We start from the raw sequence: 15,996 nt of genomic DNA, 5'->3' as shown, positions 1-15,996 counted from the left end.
CACGCGGGGTGACCAGCGCGGGATCGACGTAGGACGGATCGGTGGTCGTTGTGGTCATTTCCGGTCTGCTCCTCGAATAGGTGGGGGGATTGCTGAGGGAGGGGCTCGGTCAGCCGGGGCGGCGGGGCGACCGGCGGGGGTCGGCACCGCGGGGTGGACTTTCGGATCCGGGCGTTCGTGCCCCGGGCAGAAGTGACCGCGTCGGACGTCACGGATCCGCCGGGTGCTCGCCGAGGAACGGATCGATCTGGCGCCAGGCGTGGGTGGTGGATGCCGGCTCGGGCCCGGTCCCCGCGCCGCGCAGGGGGCGGAGCGGCGCGGGGCGTTGTCGCCGCGTTGAGGGAGGAGGTTCCCCGGCTGCCGGGTGCTCCTTCACATCGTGCGGTACGCCGGCTGCTGTCACGGCGGTCGTCAGCCGGGCCGCGGCCCCGTGAGCATGCGGTCGCGGCCGCCGTAACCGGGCGGGACTCGGCGGGAGCGTGTGTCCCGGGGCGAACGCCGGGGACGGGATGTTCGCGACGTCGTGGGGCGCTCCTGCTCGCCGTGTGTCATCCGCTCGGCGAGCAAGGTGGCCGACGGCCTTGGGGCCGTGACCGGGTGGACTGGCCGTCAGAGTCATCGCGTGTCTTCCTGAGATGGCCTGGTGCGGCGCGCCGATTGACGGGGTTCGCGCAGGGCGGCGGTTCTCTCCGGGCGGGCGATGTGGATACGTACAGGGGAACGCGTCAGCCGCTTTGTACGCCGAGGCCGCGGCGCAGTGCCGCGAGCGTGTCGGTGACCACGCGTTCACCCGTCGCGGACTCAGGGATGACGCCTCCGTGCAGGACGCCGGGGTAGAGGGTGAGTTCGGGGGGACGTCGGCCTGGGCGAGACGCTGGGCGTAGTCGACATCCTCGTCGCGGAACGGGTCGTACTGACTGGCCGTGACGAATGCGGGCGGCAGTCCGGTCAGCTCCTGGGCGCACGCGGGTGCGGCGTACGGGGACACGTCGGCGGTGCCCCGGCGGCCCTCGCCGAGATAGCAGTCCCAACTGATTCTGCTGGCGTGGCTGTTCCACAGCGGGACGTCGTCGTAGTCACGCATCGACGGCGTCTGGAGGCGGTCGTCGAGTTCGGGGACCCCAGCCCGGCGGGGTAGGGTTCTCGGGGGCGAGGCGGTACTCGACGGAGACCACGACCGTGCCGACCTCGGCGGCGATGCGGGTGGCCTGGGCGTCGAACTGCTCGACGCTGCCCATGATGAAGCCGCCGCCGTGGATGTACAGCAGGCCGGGCAGGAGTTCGTCGCGTTCGGCCGGCGTGTAGACGCGGACCATGACGTCGGGTGCGTCGTCGGGTCCGGGGACGGTGAGGTCGCGGGTGCTGATCGGGATGTCCGGCTCGTAGGAAGGCAGTCCGGCTCGGACCGCTGCCTCGGCTACGGTGCGCAGCTCACGGAAGTCTGCGAACGGCCCGTTGGGGAGCATCTCGAGCCAGGGCGTGATCTGGGGATCGTAGGCGTATGTCATGAGTTCATCTCGACTGGAGGGTTGAGAAGGGTGTTGGTGCCGGTTGAGGATCGCGCCGCTGGGGTGGCCGACCGCGGCGGCGCGATCCGGTTTCGACGAAGCAGAACAAGGACGGCGTGGGCTCAGCGGCTGAAGACGAGTTCGGCCTGGTCGCGCTTGGCGGTGTGCAGGTCCCAGTAGACGGGCGAGATCTCCTCGGGCTGGGCCGTGGGGAATCCTGGGACGGCCGGGGTGCCGATCGAGACGTCGATGCCGACGTGGGCCGCCTGGATGCCGGTGCCTTCCAGTTCCTTGTGCAGGTTGATCACCCAGTTGCGCAGCGCCGCGGCGGCGGCGTTGATGTTTCCGACCTGCGGCACGGGGTCGATGGAGCCCGCGCCGGTGGTGTAGAGCAGGGTGCCCGCGCCGGCCTGTCGCATCGCCGGGAGCACGGCACGGGTCGCGGCGATCGCGCCGTAGAGCTGGAACTCCATCTCGTGCTGGACGTGAGCCGGTTCGGTCTCGGCGGGGGTGGTCATGACAGTGGTGAAGCCTGCGACCGGGGAGTACTCCAGGACATCGACGCCGCCGAACTTCGCGGCGGCCTCCTGGAGTGCCTGTCCGAGCGCGTCGCGGTCGAGGACGTCGGCGGGGAACGCCGCGGCGGCGATGCCCTCTGCGGTGAGCTTGCCGACGAGGGTGTCGAGCTTCTCCCGGTTGCGGGAGATCAGCGCGACGTCGAAGCCCTGGGAGCCGAAGGTGCGGGCGATGGCCAGGCCGAGCTGAGGGCCGGCCCCGACGATGGCGATGCTGGTCACAGCGATCCTTTCCGAAAGGTGGACGAACGAAGCGGCGGATATCCGGAGAGGCCTATCCGATTCAAGGATGCGGATAGGCCATTCCGGTTCCACGCGATCAACCGTACCATCAAAAATGGATAGGGCAATCCGATTGCTGGGACTCCTACGGATACCCCGTGGCGACCAGCATCTCGACGCCCCCGCCGGGCAGCCCCCGCGCACCGACGCCGAGCGCAACCGGGAGCGGATCGTCGTCGCCGCGCGCCAGGTCGTCGCGAGGGACGGCCTGAACGCCTCGAGTCAGGGGTGGGGATCACCACCACGTTCCGACACTCCCCCACCAAGACCGAGCTGGTCGACGCCGCCTTCATCGACCGCAGGGACGCCTACGCCGCCGCGGTCACGGCCACCCTCAACCGCATCTACATGGCACTGATGAACATGGGCCCGACCGGGAAGGGCCGCAAGCGGCGGGCCGACTCGGCGCAGGGAGCTGACGTGCCGTCACGGTCGTGCATTTCAAGGCAGGTTGACGTCACATCAGATGCAGAGCGCATGTCAAATGCTAGCCTCTCCCGTCATCCACAAAGGAGAGGCACCGCGTGAAAAGGCTACTGAGTTTCGCGTCCGTACTGGCACTCCTGACCGGAATCGCCATTGTCTCGACAACGTCCGCCTACGCCGCCACAGACAGGAGCGGGGCGGAACGGCTGAACATCCCGAACAGCAGTGCATGCAAGGCAGGACGCACCGTCATGCAAGGCATGGTCGCGGGGCCGGGCGGCCAGCTCTACATCATCTTCACCAAGGCGGGCGGGGCCGAGCCGGTCCTGTCCAGGTGGTTGCGTGACGGCTCGACCTGGGACGGCGCCAGCTGGACCTGCGCCGGGGCGCCGACCTCCATACCCGCACTCGGCCACGGCAACGACCTCGCCTACCATCCGAACTATCAGGGCCAGGGTCCTGCGTTGATTGCCACCCAGGGAAGTGAATCGGCGTACCCGAGCGCCGATGTGACGATCATTCACCTGAGCTCGTCGGGATCTGTCGGCGCAAGCGAGGTGGTCCATCTACCCGTCGGCAATATCAGCGGCCTCTGCTACAGCGCGACGGCGGCCGACGGAGCCGGCAAATATGCTGCCCGCCGCTCGGGATACCTGTGGACCCATCCCGGTGCCGGTTCGCTGACGAGCGGATGGACGCTGGTGAAGAGCAACCTGACGAGCCACGACAATCGTTCCGACCAAGGCACCGACTGCTCCGAGAACTACATCTGGAACACCAAGTCCATCAACACGTCAACTCCCGAAACCGGGTGGAACTGGGTGTACCAGTACAACTGGTCCGGAGGTGACGTGGAGAGCGACATCGGGATTCCGGGGAACAACCTGACCGACGAGATCGAAGATGTCACCCACATTGGGAGCGACTTCTTGATCGGCGTCAACCGAAACGGCGGGAGCCCCGACTCCGTGAAGGTCTTCATCGAGTGAAGCGCCCGCTCCGCGCAGCTGAGAACGCGGGAGCCGGGAGACTATGGGCAGGTCAGTGCCGTCCGACTGCTCCCCCAGAATCACTGCCTCCTCCCGTTGTGCTGGACAACTCCCCTCTCGCGGGTGAGCACACGCAGACGGTGTGTGGCATGAACCTGCACCTGGTGCGCGGAGTCCCGCACGGGCTGGACGAGAGCAGGTATGCAGCCTGTCTGTCGCCCAGCCCGGGCCGGTGCCGTGTCCGGCTGGAGCCCGTCGCCTGATCATCACGGACGTCCAGGACCGGGCCTCCGCGACCTCATGCGCGCGTGCTGCCCCTGGCCGCGGGAATGCGACCGGACCTGCCGTGTTTCTGCAGTTCGATGGCCAGCGGTGTCGCGATGAACATCGAGGAGTACGTGCCCACCACCAGGCCGATGAGGAGTGCGAGAGCGAAGTCGGTCAGGGTGTCGCCGCCAAGGACGGCCAGTGCGGTGAGGATGAAGGCGGCGCCCATGCCGGTGTTGACGGTGCGGGGCAGGGTCTGCAGGAGCGCCTGATTGGCGACGCGGGCGAAGGACTCCTTGTGGTCACGCCGGCCCAGTTCCCTGATCCGGTCGAAGACGACGACGGAGTCGTTGACGGAGTAGCCGATGACGGTCAACAGCGCGGCCAGGAAGACGCCGTCAATGGGCTTGCCGAGCCATGCGAAGACGCCGATGAGGATCACGACGTCATGGGCGAGGGCGGTGACCGCGGAGGTTCCCAGCAGCCAGCGGAAGCGTGCCGCGAGATACATCAGCTGGGCGCCGAGGGCGACCACGAGGGCGATGAGGGCGCCCCGGCGCAGCTCCTTGCCCAGGCTGGGCCCGATGGCTTCGTCGCGGATCTTGTCGGCTTTGCCCGCCAGGTCGGTGAAGGTGTCGGTGATGGCTGCCGCCTGGGTGTTGCTCAGGTGGTGGGTGTGGATGGTGAGCTGGTTGTCACCGGAGGTCTGGACGACGGCCCGGGGGAACCCGGCGTCGGCCAGCGCGCTGCGGGCCCGGTCGGCGTCGACGGGGGCGGCCGTGGTGTATTCGATGAGGCGGCCGCCGGTGAACTCGACGCCGAAGTCGAGGCCGCGCACCGCGATCCCTGCGGCGGCCAGGACGAGAGCGGCCGCGGAGGCTGCCAGCCATCGGCGCGGGTGGCGCAGGAGGTTCGGCTTGCTGCGGCTGAGGCGGTCGCGGACGGTGCCGGTGTGGGCGATGCCGGTGAGATGAGGGCGGCGGCGCAAGTGGGGGCGGGCGACCGCGTAGTCGGCGAGGGCGCGGGTGATGACCAGGGCGCTGATCATGGAGGCGAGGACACCGATGCCCAACGTAACGCCGAACCCGCGCACGGGACCGGAGGCGAGGAAGAAGAGCAGACCGGCGGCGATGAGGGTGGTGATGTCGGAGTCGGCGATCGCGCTGAAGGCTCTGCGGAATCCGGACGTCAGGGCCGACCGCGGGGTACGGCGGTGGCCCGAGGCGTACTCCTCTCGGGCGCGTTCGAACACGAGCACGTTGGCGTCGACCGCCATCCCGATGGCCAGCACGAACCCGGCGAGCCCCGGCAGGGTGAGGGTGGCCCCGAGGGCGGCGAGGGCGGCGTAGGAGAGAAGGCCGTAACAGACCAGCGCCACGGTCGCCAGGAACCCCATGATGCGGTAGACGCCGATGATGAACAGCGAGGTCAGTACGGTGCCGATGACGGCGGCCCACGCGCTGGCCGTGATGGCTTCGGCACCCAGGGTGGGGCCGACGGTGCGCTGCTCGATGATCTCGACCGGCACCGGCAGCGCGCCTCCGTTGATGAGCAGGGCCAGCTCCTTGGCCTCGCCGTCGTCGAAGGCGCCGGTGATCTGGGTGGAGCCGCCACTGATGCCGGAGCGGCATGCGACGGACGGGTCGACCTGCGGCGAAGAGATGATCTTGTCGTCCAGGACGATGGCGACCCGGCGGCCCGGGTCTCCAGCCGCGTGGCAGGCGGCCTCGCCGGTCAGGCGGGCCCACCCCTCCTCGCCTGATCCCCTGAAGTCGACGGTGACGTGCCATCCGGCACCGCCCTGCTGGTCGAAGCGCGCGGCTGCCCTCTCGACGTCCTTGCCGGTCAGTGAAGCCGCCCGCAGACGCAGGTGCTGGCCGGACTCATCGGCCAACACCTGCTCGCGAGGCCGCTTGGGCAGCGGCTCGGGCAGATCGTCGGCGCCGGCGACCGTACCGAGCACCTGGTGGAAGCTGAGCTGGGCGGTGCGGCCGAGCACCTCGGCGGCCTTCCGCGGATCCTCCAGGCCGGGCAGTTCGACGACGATCCGGTCGCTGCCGGAGCGGGCGATGGTGGGTTCGGCGACGCCGAGAGCGTCGATGCGGCCGCGCAGCACCTCCACCGTGCGGTCTGTGGCCTCGCCGTCGGCGTCCCCTGCGGAAGTGGGACGGGTCTCCAGCATGATCCGGGTGCCGCCGCGCAGGTCGAGTCCGAGGTGGACGGGAACGGTGAGCGCGACGTACAGGGACAGGGCGACGGTGGCGAGGGCGATCAGTCCTCTGATGTGCGGGGATCGTTTCACAGCGGGCCTCCGGCAGGCGCAGCGCGGCCAGCGCGGTGGCCGCGCTGGAGAAGAGAGAAGAGGTGAGGGTTCAGATGCCGGAGAGCGCGGGTGGAGCCCGGACCCCGTGACGGTGTGCCGGTTGCTGCGGTGCGGGCGGGATCGCTGGGGGCGGCGGGGTGCACTGGAGCGGGGCGGCCGATGCCCCCCGCGCCGCCCCTGGGGTGGCGACCGGCGGAGCATGGCGTTCGCCGGTGCCGTTGCGATCGCTTCGTACGGAAAGAGTGGGGATCGCAGGGTCTGCACTGTCCGCGTACGACGCACTGTCCGCGTACGACGCACTGTCCGCGTACGACGACCTGTCCGCGTACGACGCGCTCTGCGCCGACGCGGCCTCGCCGGCGGCCGCTGTGCCACTCAGCGCACGGGGGTGCTCACTGCCCGGGGCGTACGAGCCGGGCAAGACGGCGAGGACAGCGAGCAGGACGACCCACACCGTTGCCGAGCGAGGTCCACGCGTGCGCGTCACAGGGCGTGCGAAGCGAGCCATCCCCCCTTCTCCCTTCTCATCGGCGGCAGCCCGTAGGTGGCAGCCGGTACCTCAGGACCCCGGCTGGGGAGTGGGCAGCCGGTGCCCTGAGGAGTCAGCGGTCTCAGGCTTCGATGAGGCCGGCGCGGATCGCGTAACGGGTGAGTTCCAGCCGGTCGCGCAGGCCCAGCTTGTGCAGCAGGTTCTCCCGGTGCCGGTGGACGGTCTTGATGCTGATGAAGAGCATCTCCGCGATCTCCTTGGAGGAGTGGCCCTCGGCGACGAGTTTGAGGACCTCCTCCTCCCGTGCCGTCAGCACCCGCTCGGACGGCTCCTCCCCCTGGCGGACCCGGTCGAGGTAGTGGCGGATGAGCGCGGTGACCGCGCCCGGATACAGGAAGGGTTCGTCACGCATCGCGGCCCGGCAGGCCGCCACCAGGTCGCGGTCCGCCACGGACTTCAGCACATAGCCACTGGCGCCGGCCTTCAACGCCTGGAAGAAGTACTGCTCGTTGTCGTGCATCGTCAGCATCAGCACCCGTACGCCGGGCTTCAGCGCGAGGAGTTCCCGGGTGGCCTGCAGGCCGGTCTTCCTGAGCATCGCGATGTCCATGACCGCCAGGTCGACGTCATGGGTACGGGCCAGCTCGATGGCCTCCGCGCCGTCCCCCGCCTCGGCGACGACCTCGAGGTCCGGCTCCCGGTCGAGGATCAGCCGTACCCCACGACGGACCAGAGCGTGGTCGTCGGCGACGAGGATACGGATCACTGATGTGTGGGGCTTGGTCATCGCTGCTTCCTGAGAAGGGGCACGGTCAGCCGGACCGTCGTACCGGCCTGCGGCTGTGAGGTGACATCCAGCGCGGCCCCGATCAACAGGGCTCGCTCGCGCATTCCGCGGATTCCCGCTTCTTCGCGGGCGGCGCCGGTGCCGCGGCCGTCGTCGCTGACGGCAAGCACCAACGCTCCGCCGGTGTGGCGCAGGCTCACCTCGACCTCGTCGGCCTCGGCGTGGCGGGCGGCGTTGGTCAGGGCTTCCTGGGCGACGCGGTACAGCACCAGTTCCGTCTGCTGGTCCAGCGCGGGCAGCCCGGTGTCGAAGCGGCGCACCACGCGCAACCCGACGTGGGTGGCGAACTCGCTGGTCAGCGAGGTCAGTGCGCTGACCAGACCGAGGTCCTCCAGAGCGCCCGGCCGTAGTCGGCGGACCAGGCGGCGCACCTCGTCCAGGCTTCCCCGGGTGATCTCCTGCGCCTGTCGGAGCTCGCTGCGCAGGGGCTCATCCGCCTCACCGGCGGCCCGCTCCAGCGCCAGCAGGATCGCGGTCATGCTCTGGCCGACCTCGTCGTGCAGCTCCTGGGCGATACGGCGGCGCTCCGCCTCCTGTGCGGACAGGGCACGGGCGCTGCTGGTGGCCCGTTCGTGCTCGAGGCGCTCCAGCATGGCGTTGAAGGTGCGGATCAGCTCGGCGGTCTCGCCGAGGCCGCTTTCCGGCAGCCGCTGACCGGGGCGCAGCAGGTCCACGGTGGTCATCAGCCGGGTGAGCCGGTCGAGCGGGGTCAGGCCGATCCGTAGCAGGGCCGCGTTGGCGACCAGCATGACGACCAGGCCGGCCACGAGGATGACCGCCTCGGTCAGGAGCACCGGCACGGAGACGGTGACCGGAGCCCACAGCAGCAGCGCGGTGGCGCTTCCCAGCACGACCGCGTTGAGCGCGAAGATCCGCCAGAACAGGGACACCGCGATGACGCCTCTCTCTAGGTGACACGGCTTCGTTTCCACCGTCTGTCACCGCGCGCCTCATGAATGAGCCGCGGCCACGGGTCTCAACCGGCCTGCCGTCCAGGCTGCCCGCTTCCGGCGCCGCAATCGATGGGCTCCACCACCCATTTCCCGGAACCTCGCCTGCCCACGCCGCAATGGGTCCCGGGCCTTGCCACAGATGGGTATCGCGCCCGATTGGTTCTCCGCGGCAGCACGGCAACGCTGGACGCATCAACCGACCCCGTGACTCCCCGGCCCTCACCCCCGGCTGCCGCCTGCGCGGCGCGCTCCGCCTCCATCCAGAAAGAAGGAACGGCCATGTCGCTCGACACGCCCCAGACCGAGATCCGTCGCGAGCGGCTGACGGCGCATGAGGCCCTCCAGCGCCTCGAACACGAACGTGCCTCCCGCCTCACCCAACTGCGGGCCATCGGCGAGGCCGGACCTGACGCGGAGGAACAGGTGATGTCCGCGCAGAAAGCCACCATCAAGCGGGTCCTCGCCCAGGTCGAGGCCGCCTTCGCCCGCGTTCGAGACGGTAGCTACGGCATCTGCCAGAACTGCTCCACGACCATCCCGGTCGAACGCCTGGAGATCCTGCCCTACACCCCGTTCTGCGTGCCCTGCCAGCGTGACACCGCCTGACGGACGCCGCCCGGCACTCCCTCTCCCGCCTTGCCCAGGAGGTGACTTGGTGAACCAACAAATGGTCGAGGACCCCCACACCACGCTCTCGGTCGAGGACTTCGCCGCACTGCGCGAGAACCTGCACGAACAACGTCTGTTCCGCCAGGAACAGCTTCAGCAGCTGTCGGACGCCGCCACGACCCGCCTCGACGCGGCTCTCGACCGGCAGGCCGCGGCGCAGACCGAGGTCCGCGTCAAGCTCGCCGCCTCCGCGCGCATGGTTCTGGCCGACGTCGAGGCCGCCCTCGAGCGGATGGACGAGGGCCGCTACGGCACCTGCCATCTGTGCCGCGGACCCATCGCCCGCGAGCGACTGATGATCGTGCCGCAGGCCCGCTACTGCGCCCGCTGCCAGCAGGTCAGGGAGGCCGGCCGGTGACCACGCGTCCCGTGGCTGCCCGGCACCGCTTGTGGCCCTGGTGCCGACGGTGCACCGGCATAGCCCTCGATCTGGGGAGCGCCCGCACCCGAGCCTGGACGTCCGGGCGATGCATGATCCTCGACGTGCCCACGGTCACCTCCCCCGGCGCCGGCGCCACGTACCCCATTCAGCGCGGCACCATTGTCGACACCCCTGGAACCGCCAGGATGCTCGACCGGCTGCTCGGCCACCGCCTGCCCCGTTTCGGCCGCCCCCTGCTCATCCTGACCACGCCCGCACTGGGCGGCATGGCCTACCGGGCCGAAGCCCGCACCGCGGTCGAAGTCCTGCGCCCGCGCACGGTCCTGACCGTCCCCACCGCACGCGCCGTGGCCGTGGCCGCAGACGCCGACCTGACCCGCCCCCTGCTCGTCGTGGACGTCGGCGCCCACCTCACCGAGGTCACACTGCTCGCCGACGGCGCGGTGACCAACGCCCTCCGCACCACCCTGGGCACCAGCGACCTGGACATCCGCACCCCACCGACGCGGATCACCGAAGCGGTCGTCGCCATGGTGACCACCATGCTGGACCAAGATCACACGTCTCTGACGATGGACGCCCTCCGACGGGGTCCACTCCTCGCCGGCGGAGGCGCGCTACGAGCTGACATCACCTCCCCACTCGTCGACCGGCTCCACGCGCCCGTCCAGCCCGTCCCGGCCCCACACACCAGCGCGGTGCGGGGCGCCGCACGACTTCTCCAGGCTGCTCACGCCCACCCCTCCGCGCTCGCCGACCCGGTGCACCGCGACTAGGTCACGGCCCCGTCCCGACCTCGCCCCACACGCGGCGATGCTGTCACGATCACGCGGAAGGAGAGACATCGTGCCCCGCGCAACACCCCCAGCGCCCCCTGCTGAAGAACTCCCCCGCGTTCTGCTGTGGCGGTGGCGGCGCAACCCCCTGCGCCGTCGCACCGATCTCGCGCAGGCGTGGATCGCGGCAGCACTCCTTCTGGCCGTGCTCGCCACCACACCCGTCGCCATGTTCCTGGTCGGCGACACCGCCTACCGCCATCACCTGGAGACCGCCCGGCACCAGGCCGCCACCCGCCATCACACTCCCGCCGTACTGGTCCGCGACGCCCCTCGCCATCCAGAACCAGGATCAGACGAGGCGAAGCAGGCCCTGTACTCGGTCTCCGTTCGTTTTACCGACCCTCATGGACATACCCGCACCGCGAAGGCCGACGTCGAGGCCGCCCTGCCCGCGGGCAGCACCGTCCGCGTCTGGGTCGACAACGAGGGAAAGATCACCGACCCGCCCATGACCATGACGCAGGTCCGTAACCGCGCCATGGGCTCCGCCCTCGTTGCAGCCATGGCCGTCCCACTCCTCGGTGCCGCCGCATACGCCTACGCCAACCGCAGGCTGGAACGGCACAACCTCGCCCGGTGGGACGCGGGCTGGGCCGATGTCGCTCTCAGGTGGACCACGTCTCACTGACCCGCTGAGCTGCCGGGACCTCGATCGGTTGGATGTCGCCGCACGGGAGAAGATCTGCGCGCTGCGGGACCGCCAGCAGCGGCATCGTCGAGGAGCTGCATGTCATATGGTGGCCGACCGCCGCGAGTTCTGTCAGTGTGAGGTCTTGGCAACAGCCCTTGGAGGTCAGGGCAGGAGGGCGAAGAGGTACACGCCGCGCTCGCCTCCCACTGCGAGCTCTTGTGAATCCTCCGCCCAAACACACGCGTACAGCGACCCCTCGGAGCGTGCGACAGCCACGGTACGGGCTCCCGCGAGCTCCCAGATCCGCACCGTCCGGTCGTTGCTGGTGGTGGCGATCCACGTACCGTCTCGGTCGATGGCCACCGACACTACTGCGCCGGTGTGGCCGGTGAGGGTGGTGGTACAGGTCCCCGAGGCCCGGTCCCAGATCCGCACTGTTCCATCAAAACTGCCGGTGGCGAGCCAAGTGGCATCCGGGGAGATCGCCACCGACTCCACGATGTCGGTGTGGCCGGTGAGGGCGGCGGTGCAGGCCCCGGAGGCCCGATCCCAGATCCGCACTGTTCCGTCAAAACTGCCGGTGGCGAGCCAAGTGGCATCCGGGGAGATCGCCACCGACTCCACGATGTCGGTGTGGGTAGTGAGGGTGGCGGTGCAGGTTCCCGAGGCCCGGTCCCAGATCCGCGCCGTCCCGTTACGGCCCTCTGTGGTGATCAGCATGCTTTGCCTCCCGTCACGGCCGCCAGTGGCGAGCCAGGTGCCGTCCGGGGAGATCGCCACCGCCCACACGGCGTCGGTGTCGTTGGTGAGGCTGGCGGTGCAGGTGCCTGAGGCCCGGTCCCAGATCCGCACCTTTCCGTCATGGCTGCCGATGGCGAGCCACATGCCGTCCGGGGCGATCGCCACCGGCCCCCCGCCGGTGTGACCGGTGACGGTGGCGGTGCACGTCCCCGAGGCCCGGTCCCAGACCCGCCCCCCGTCGGCGCTGCCTGTCGTGACGAGCCAGGTGCTGTCCGGGGCGATCGCCACCGACCTCATGCCGCCGGAGACGTCGGGTGGGTGACGGGTGAGCAGGCGCTGCAGCGCGGCGTTGGGGCCGTCGGGCAGGGGCCAGCGGTTGACGAGGCAGGGGCGGTGGGCGGGGTCCTGCCGGCGGGCGGTGATCTGGGGGCGCCAGTGCGGGTGCGCCTCAAGACGGTTGTGCAGGACGCCGGTGAGGGCGTGAGGCGGGTCGGTGGGGGTGAGGAGGTGGGCGACTTGGGAGATGCTGAGGGCCAAAGAGCGACTGTGCGGCGTGTTGATACGGGCCAGGTCGTTCCAGGGGGCGCTGGGGCCGCGTTGTGCCAGGCGTGCTTCAACCCAGCGCACATCGCCCGCTGTGGCCTCGGCGGACACGACGCGGCCGGCGGTGATCAGGTGGTCGAGGAGGTGGTCGAGGAGGTAGCCGTCCTCAAGCTGCCACCAGGCGCGTTCGGGATCGGGAGCGGTGGGGGTTAGAGGCCGGGTCGCCGGCAGGGTGGCGGCGACGGCGTCGACGAGCAGGCCGTTGAGGCGGGCCAGGCCGGCCGTGCCGAGGCCGTCGCGGACGTAGTCGCGGATGACGTCGTGGATGCCGATCTGGCCGCCGTGCCGCGGGTCGAGGGTGAGTAGGGACAGGCGTGCCAGGTCCCTGCAGAGTCTGCGTGTCTGGGGCTCGGTCAGCCGGCCGGTGGCCTGCCACAGCAGGGCGACAGTGGATACCGGAATGGGCTCGTCCTCGGCGAAGATGCCGAGTTCGGTGAAGCGGTCGGCGCCGCCGGGCGGCAGCAGGGTGGTGGCGGCCTCGACGGAGGCTTTCACGGTCTGACTGCGCAGGCGGGGGTCGTCGAGGCTCCAGGTGGCAGCGGGGTCGTCCACCGCGGTGGGCCCGTGCGCGTGCAGCCGGTGACGAATCCGCTCGGCGGTGGCAGCAGGGTCGGCGCCGGTGGCCGTCTGTTCGGCGATCAGACGGTTGGTCAGGCGCAGTAGCAGGGCCCAGCGGCCGGTGATACAGAGCAGACCGTCAACTACAGCGTCGGGCAAGGGCGGCAGGCCCCAAGTCAGCGCGGCTTTCGCCTGGACGGGTGACATCTGGTCGACCTGGATGCGGTGTGCGCAGGGGGGTATGAGCGTCGGGTTGCGAGTGGTGACCAGTCGGACGCAACGACGGCCGCCGTGGAGGAAGGGGCCGAGCTGCTCGTCTTCCCACACGTCGTCGAGGACGAGGAGGGTGCGGGGACGCTGGTCCAGGAGCCGGCCCAGGTGAGCGCCTGCCAGGTCGGGATCGTCGAACTCGCTGGTGTCACCGGTGATGAATCGGGTGACTTCGGCGACCTTGGCGGCCACGGCTGCCCGTCCGCGGACGTCTCGACCGATGGTGACTATGTAGATCCGCGAACGGAACCGGCGCCGCACCCGCCGGTGGGCGCACACAGCCATGGCCAGAGTGGTCTTACCGAACCCGCCCGCTCCCCACAGCGAGGTGGTGATGCCTACCGCGCGGCCGCCGCGGCACACCGCCGCCACCGTGTCGCGCGTCTGGTCCCGGTCCACGAACCAGCCCGGTACGGCCGCGGGTTGCGGAGGTGGCGGATCATCCTGAACCGTTAGTGGTCGCTCCTGCATCCACATCGCGACACCGGCTGCCACGAAAGACAGCGCCCCCAGCACAGCGACCCACGGCCACGGGTGCCGCCGCAGCCCATCCACTAAACCGGGCCAGCGCTGTTGGGAGGTGGCTGCATTTCCCGCCAGTGCCAGCAAGACCGCCAGCACCGCCGTCACCCCGGCAAGCGACACCAGCCCCACAACACGGCCCCGCACATGCACCCCCAACCCTGGCCTCCGGCCCGGAGATTACCTGCCAGGCCAACGGCACCGTCAGTCGGCGGCCGCAGAATCAGCCGGGCCACTCGAGGGCACAGAGGCCATAGCCGGAGGGACACGCTGAGATGCGCCCGGACCGTAAGGGCCCGGAGCCGGACGAAGCTGCTTCACCGGCATGTTCCGGGCGGCCTGGCAAGAACGAGGCCAGGCCGTCAGGTTCTTCGCCGTTGTCGAACACCAGCAGCGAGCGCGAGCGTTCCCCAGCCCTGCCTATAGCAGTTCAACCGTGGCAAGCGGTATGCCGGCAATCGCTGCATTGATTGGGGTGGCAGGTGCGGCGAACCGGTGGCGGACCAGCGCTGGGTCCTCGGCGGGATGGCGGTGAGGCCTTTGCGCGGCCGGGGCGGGGTGGGCAAGACCCAGCTGGCATTGGAGCGCACGTATCGGTTCGCCAGTAATTTTGAGTTCGACTGGCGGTCCGGTCTGACCGACAGTGGACGTCCTGGTATACGAACGTTCGATCTCCGATGGAGATTGCAGCGCTGAGGCGGATACGGGCCCGGCACCAGGAGGATGCCAGACCCAACCTGCCTCTGCCCGGTCGCTGCGTGTCAGTTACAGGTCCAGGTGTTGTACCCGGCGTACTGCCAGACACCGCTGCGGTCCTTGAAGCGGTACTTGCCCTCGCTGTTACGAGCCACGGTGAAGTCGTAGGCCCTGCCGTCGTAAGTCAGGAACAGGGTCCGCCCCCGGTCTTCACTGCCGCTGGAGTATTCCAGCTGATCGTCGGCGCGCCCGAACGTCGTGGACCCCACGATCCCGTCCACGTACTCCAGGTCCCATCGGCCTTGCATAGAGGACGTGGCAAGCTCGGTATTCCGGCCGAAGATGCCGTCAATGTCCGCCTGGTCGAACGAGGTGCCGTCGATCTCCTGAGCGCCCTCCGCCCAGAGGACCGTCTGCCACAAGCAGACGGCGTTGGAGTTCGAGCCTCCAAGCTTCAGCACGCCCTCGTCACCCCAGTCCCCGACATAGGTGTCGTAGCCGCGGACGTAACCATCGCTCACCGCAGCGGACGCTGGTGACCCGCCGAGTGCTAGCAGGCCGACGGCGGCCAAGCTCACCGCGCCCCGGCTGCGGACCGAAAATTTCCTCATCAGCCACCTCTCCCATCCCTGTCGCGCGGAACTGTGGCGACAGCCCGCTCCAGGGCATTCAGTCGCACATGTCCGCCCTCTGCCTTGCCGAGCACTCTCTGGTGCAGCCCTGTCGGTACCGCTCCAGGCAGGCCGACCACGTCACGCTCGCAAGGATGCGCTCCCACCGGAACCTGGAACGTTATAGGGCAGGCATCAGATGTTGTGGGTTGAGGACGGCGATTCTGTTGGTCAAGCAAAGGGCAGGCCGAGTTGCCGTGGCCGAGCGGGAATGGAAGGAGCGGGCCATCGCCGCTCGCGGGTCGGCGAGGTGCTGGCCCCCGTGGACGAAAGCGGGCAGGAAGGACGTCGCAGGTGCCGACCGCGGCGAAGTCGAAGTCGCAGGTGCCGGTGTGACGTGAGGGGCTGGCCTGGTCGGCGCTGTCGGTGATTACCAGCGCATTCTGCAGGCGCTCACGGACCGCCGCCAGCTTCATCAAGGGCCGTTGACGTGCCAGGAGATGGTCGCGGCGTTCGGCATAGACGCGGTGCCGGAACGGGTTTAAGGCATTGCAGTCGAAGGCGAAACGCCTGGTCGCACGCCGCTGCCTGCCCGGCTCCACTCGCAGCCAGGCCGGTTTACGCTGGCTGCGAGTGGAGCCGGGCAGGCAGCGGGTCATGCGCAGGATCAGCGACCAGTAGGCCATCGCTTCGGCGCTGGTGGTGCGCCGTTCGTAGTCGCGTGTCAGGCGGCGGGTACGCATCAGATGAGCTAAGAAGCGCTCGACTATCCACCGCAGTGGACGAGGGCGGCACCGGCAATAGCCGCCGGACC

The 15,996-nt window shown here is 69.5% G+C and carries 14 protein-coding genes; 5 read left to right on the top strand and 9 right to left on the bottom strand.

The genetic code is table 11. The annotated features are described in order from the left end of the window. Positions 1 to 208: 208 nt before the first annotated feature. The 3 genes from IQ210_RS47420 to IQ210_RS31800 form a co-directional block, all read right to left on the bottom strand. Positions 209 to 1,084, bottom strand: a complete 876-nt coding sequence (locus IQ210_RS47420; RefSeq protein ID WP_228048666.1) for an alpha/beta hydrolase fold domain-containing protein — start codon at positions 1,082 to 1,084, stop codon at positions 209 to 211. Then, positions 1,077 to 1,508, bottom strand: a complete 432-nt coding sequence (locus IQ210_RS47415; RefSeq protein ID WP_228048664.1) for an alpha/beta hydrolase — start codon at positions 1,506 to 1,508, stop codon at positions 1,077 to 1,079. Before IQ210_RS47415 ends, IQ210_RS47420 begins: the two co-directional genes overlap by 8 nt. Positions 1,509 to 1,630: 122 nt before the next feature. Continuing rightward, positions 1,631 to 2,305 (bottom strand): SDR family NAD(P)-dependent oxidoreductase, encoded by a 675-nt coding sequence (locus IQ210_RS31800; protein WP_194082615.1) that lies wholly within the window; start codon positions 2,303 to 2,305, stop codon positions 1,631 to 1,633. Positions 2,306 to 2,889: 584 nt separating this feature from the next. Here IQ210_RS31800 and IQ210_RS31795 point away from each other — a divergent pair. Further along, a complete protein-coding gene (locus tag IQ210_RS31795; protein ID WP_194082614.1) occupies positions 2,890 to 3,780 on the top strand; it encodes a hypothetical protein in 891 nt (296 codons plus the stop codon). A 298-nt stretch (positions 3,781 to 4,078) separates the two neighbouring features. Here IQ210_RS31795 and secD read toward each other — a convergent pair whose 3' ends face one another. The 3 genes from secD to IQ210_RS31780 form a co-directional block, all read right to left on the bottom strand. Continuing rightward, complete coding sequence (gene secD, locus IQ210_RS31790; RefSeq protein WP_194082613.1) at positions 4,079 to 6,349, bottom strand: protein translocase subunit SecD; 2,271 nt, start codon at positions 6,347 to 6,349, stop codon at positions 4,079 to 4,081. Positions 6,350 to 6,981: 632 nt separating this feature from the next. Further along, complete coding sequence (locus IQ210_RS31785; protein WP_194082612.1) at positions 6,982 to 7,647, bottom strand: response regulator transcription factor; 666 nt, start codon at positions 7,645 to 7,647, stop codon at positions 6,982 to 6,984. Continuing rightward, the gene (locus IQ210_RS31780; protein WP_194082611.1) at positions 7,644 to 8,597 is read right to left on the bottom strand and encodes a HAMP domain-containing sensor histidine kinase; all 954 of its coding nucleotides are present in this window, start codon (positions 8,595 to 8,597) and stop codon (positions 7,644 to 7,646) included. The genes IQ210_RS31785 and IQ210_RS31780 overlap by 4 nt, the downstream gene beginning before the upstream one ends. 342 nt (positions 8,598 to 8,939) lie before the next feature. Between IQ210_RS31780 and IQ210_RS31775 the strand changes: the two genes are divergently transcribed. The 4 genes from IQ210_RS31775 to IQ210_RS31760 all read left to right on the top strand — a co-directional run bounded on the left by IQ210_RS31775 (position 8,940) and on the right by IQ210_RS31760 (position 11,178). Then, positions 8,940 to 9,266 (top strand): TraR/DksA family transcriptional regulator, encoded by a 327-nt coding sequence (locus IQ210_RS31775; RefSeq protein WP_194082610.1) that lies wholly within the window; start codon positions 8,940 to 8,942, stop codon positions 9,264 to 9,266. A gap of 61 nt (positions 9,267 to 9,327) precedes the next feature. Next, entirely contained in the window at positions 9,328 to 9,687 is a 360-nt protein-coding gene (locus IQ210_RS31770; protein WP_194082722.1) for a TraR/DksA family transcriptional regulator, read from the top strand. Further along, positions 9,684 to 10,487 (top strand): rod shape-determining protein, encoded by an 804-nt coding sequence (locus tag IQ210_RS31765; RefSeq protein WP_194082609.1) that lies wholly within the window; start codon positions 9,684 to 9,686, stop codon positions 10,485 to 10,487. The genes IQ210_RS31770 and IQ210_RS31765 overlap by 4 nt, the downstream gene beginning before the upstream one ends. Positions 10,488 to 10,557: 70 nt before the next feature. Further along, a complete protein-coding gene (locus IQ210_RS31760; RefSeq protein WP_194082608.1) occupies positions 10,558 to 11,178 on the top strand; it encodes an Rv1733c family protein in 621 nt (206 codons plus the stop codon). 165 nt (positions 11,179 to 11,343) lie between these two features. On the opposite strand, the gene IQ210_RS31755 is transcribed toward IQ210_RS31760, so the two are convergent. From IQ210_RS31755 to IQ210_RS47405, 3 genes are all read right to left on the bottom strand, one after another. After that, positions 11,344 to 13,752 carry an NB-ARC domain-containing protein gene (locus IQ210_RS31755; protein ID WP_194082607.1) on the bottom strand — a complete coding sequence of 803 codons (2,409 nt, stop codon included), beginning with the start codon at positions 13,750 to 13,752 and terminating at the stop codon, positions 11,344 to 11,346. A gap of 884 nt (positions 13,753 to 14,636) precedes the next feature. Then, positions 14,637 to 15,092, bottom strand: coding sequence for a peptidoglycan-binding domain-containing protein (locus IQ210_RS31750; protein ID WP_322657125.1), 456 nt, complete (start codon positions 15,090 to 15,092; stop codon positions 14,637 to 14,639). Between the two features lie 89 nt (positions 15,093 to 15,181). Next, a complete protein-coding gene (locus IQ210_RS47405) occupies positions 15,182 to 15,925 on the bottom strand; it encodes a hypothetical protein (protein ID WP_228048663.1) in 744 nt (247 codons plus the stop codon). Between the last annotated feature and the right edge of the window lie 71 nt (positions 15,926 to 15,996).

The organism is Streptomyces justiciae (genome assembly GCF_015163075.1).
Lineage (GTDB): Bacteria > Actinomycetota > Actinomycetes > Streptomycetales > Streptomycetaceae > Streptomyces > Streptomyces justiciae.
The sequence above is the reverse complement of the archived record's forward strand: the minus strand, read 5'-3'. Positions and strand labels throughout refer to the sequence as shown.

Bases quoted from the DNA above. Each gene is read 5' to 3' on its own strand.
- IQ210_RS47415 (WP_228048664.1), bottom strand. From the start codon at position 1,508: ATGACATACGCCTACGATCCCCAGATCACGCCCTGGCTCGAGATGCTC.
- IQ210_RS31775 (WP_194082610.1), top strand. From the start codon at position 8,940: ATGTCGCTCGACACGCCCCAGACCGAGATCCGTCGCGAGCGGCTGACG.
- IQ210_RS31785 (WP_194082612.1), bottom strand. From the start codon at position 7,647: ATGACCAAGCCCCACACATCAGTGATCCGTATCCTCGTCGCCGACGAC.
- IQ210_RS47420 (WP_228048666.1), bottom strand. From the start codon at position 1,084: ATGCGTGACTACGACGACGTCCCGCTGTGGAACAGCCACGCCAGCAGA.
- IQ210_RS31770 (WP_194082722.1), top strand. From the start codon at position 9,328: ATGGTCGAGGACCCCCACACCACGCTCTCGGTCGAGGACTTCGCCGCA.
- IQ210_RS47405 (WP_228048663.1), bottom strand. From the start codon at position 15,925: ATGCGTACCCGCCGCCTGACACGCGACTACGAACGGCGCACCACCAGC.